The 2,322-nt window shown below is 68.7% G+C and carries 1 protein-coding gene; it reads left to right on the forward strand.

Annotated elements, in window-relative coordinates; translation table 11 throughout:
* Positions 1-424: 424 nt before the first annotated feature.
* Positions 425-2,322: 3-dehydroshikimate dehydratase QuiC (quiC, locus tag N878_RS18020; protein ID WP_021444974.1), on the forward strand; the 1,898-nt coding region annotated here is incomplete at its 3' end.

Consider the following 2,322-nt stretch of genomic DNA (forward strand, 5'->3'; position numbering starts at 1 on the left):
TGCGGGGCGCTGTCGGCGCGCGCGAGGGCAGGCAGGGAAGGGCAGGCGAATACGGCAGTGACTATGAACATCGTAGGAACCCGAATCTTGAAATTGTTATGGCACAACGCTGTCGGCGCGCGCCCGTGGGCGGCGCGCCTGTCGTCAGGCACGGGGGTGGCTGGCACCGGCCGGCTGGCGATTCGCTGGAGATGGTGCGCAGCGGGCATGCCCAGGGTCAATTCGCCAAGCCGGCTTCCGTTCGATAAACGCACGGAAAACTAACCGGTTCGTACATTTAGGTTTGCCGCGCCGTGCGACTGCGCCAATAATCCTTTCACCCTGACTGGCACCTGGTCGGCGGGTGCATGGGTCGTGCGGCCAGCGCCGCAGCCCGGCACCGCGCCGCCGCTGAGCGCCGGCGTCCCCAACCAGGAGTTGCAGCATGCAGCGTTCGATTGCCACCGTCTCCCTGAGCGGTACCCTGCCGGAAAAACTCGAAGCCATCGCCGCCGCCGGCTTCGACGGCGTGGAGATCTTCGAGAACGACCTGCTCTACTACGACGGCAGCCCCAGCGAGATTCGCAAGCGCTGCGCCGACCTCGGCCTGGCCATCACCCTGTTCCAGCCGTTTCGCGACTTCGAGGGCTGCCGGCGCGACCGCCTGGCGCGCAACCTCGACCGCGCCGAGCGCAAGTTCGACCTGATGCAGGAACTCGGCACCGACCTGGTGCTGGTGTGCAGCAATGTCGCCGCCGACGCCCTGGGCGATGAGGACATCCTCGTCGACGACCTGCGCCTGCTCGCCGAGCGCGCCGGCGCGCGCGGCCTGCGCATCGGCTACGAGGCCCTGGCCTGGGGCCGCCACGTCAACACCTACCAGCAGGTGTGGAAGCTGGTGCGCCAGGCCGACCACCCGGCGCTGGGGGTGATCCTCGACAGCTTCCACACCCTGTCGCTCAAGGGCGACCCGGCGGCCATCGCCGAGATTCCCGGCGACAAGATCTTCTTCGTGCAGATGGCCGACGCGCCGCTGCTGGCCATGGACGTGCTGGAGTGGAGCCGGCATTTCCGCTGCTTCCCGGGGCAGGGCGAGTTCGACCTGGCCGGCTTTCTCGCGCCGATCCTGCGCACCGGCTACCGCGGCCCGCTGTCGCTGGAAATCTTCAACGACGGCTTCCGCGCCGCGCCGCCGCGGCAGAACGCCGCCGATGGCCTGCGCTCGCTGCTCTATCTGGAAGAGAAGACCGCCAAGCGCCTGGACAAGGAAGGCGTGGCGATCGAGCCGGGCGTGCTGTTCACCCCGCCGGCGGCCAGCCGTTACGACGGCGTGGAGTTTCTCGAATTCGCCGTCGACGAGGCGGTCGGCGCGCGCCTGGCCGGCTGGCTGGAGCGCCTGGGCTTCGCCCGCGCCGGCCAGCACCGCTCCAAGGAGGTCAGCCTGCTGCGTCAGGGCGATATCAATATCGTGCTCAACGCCGAGCCCTATTCCTTCGCCCACAACTTCTTCGAGGCCCATGGCCCGTCGCTGTGCGCCACCGCGCTGCGGGTGAAGCACGAGGCCGCCGCCCTGCAGCGCGCCTGCGACTACCGCGGCCAGCCCTATCGCGGCCTGGTCGGCCCCAACGAGCGGGAAATCCCCGCGGTGCGCGCCCCCGACGGCAGCCTGATCTACCTGGTGGAGCAGGCCGGCGCCGGCCAGACCATCTACGACACCGACTTCAAGCTGGACCCGAACGCCGTGGCCGGCGGCGGCCTGCAGCGCATCGATCACATGGCCCTGGCGCTGCCGGCCGAGTCGCTGGACAGCTGGGTGCTGTTCTACAAGAGCCTGCTGGACTTCGAGGCCGACGACGAGGTGGTGCTGCCCGACCCCTACGGCCTGGTCAAGAGCCGCGCGCTGCGCAGCCGCTGCAGCTCGGTGCGCCTGCCGCTGAACATCTCGGAGAACCGCAACACCGCCATCGCCCACGCGCTGTCCAGCTACCGCGGCTCCGGCGTGCACCATATCGCCTTCTCCTGCGAGGACATCTTCGCCGAGGTGGCGCGGGCCAAGGAGGCCGGCGTGCCGCTGCTGGAAATCCCGCTGAACTACTACGACGACCTGGCCGCGCGCTTCGACTTCGACGACGAGTTCTTGAGCGAGCTGGCCTACTACAACGTGCTCTACGACCGCGACGCCCAGGGCGGCGAGTTGTTCCACGTGTACACCGAGCCGTTCGAGGAGCGCTTCTTCTTCGAGGTCATCCAGCGCAAGAACGGCTATGTCGGTTATGGTGCGGCCAACGTCGCGGTGCGCCTGGCGGCCATGGCCAAGGCGCGCAGCGGCGCGGCCAAGCGTCC

Source organism: Pseudomonas sp. EGD-AK9, assembly GCF_000465935.2.
Classification (GTDB): domain Bacteria; phylum Pseudomonadota; class Gammaproteobacteria; order Pseudomonadales; family Pseudomonadaceae; genus Aquipseudomonas.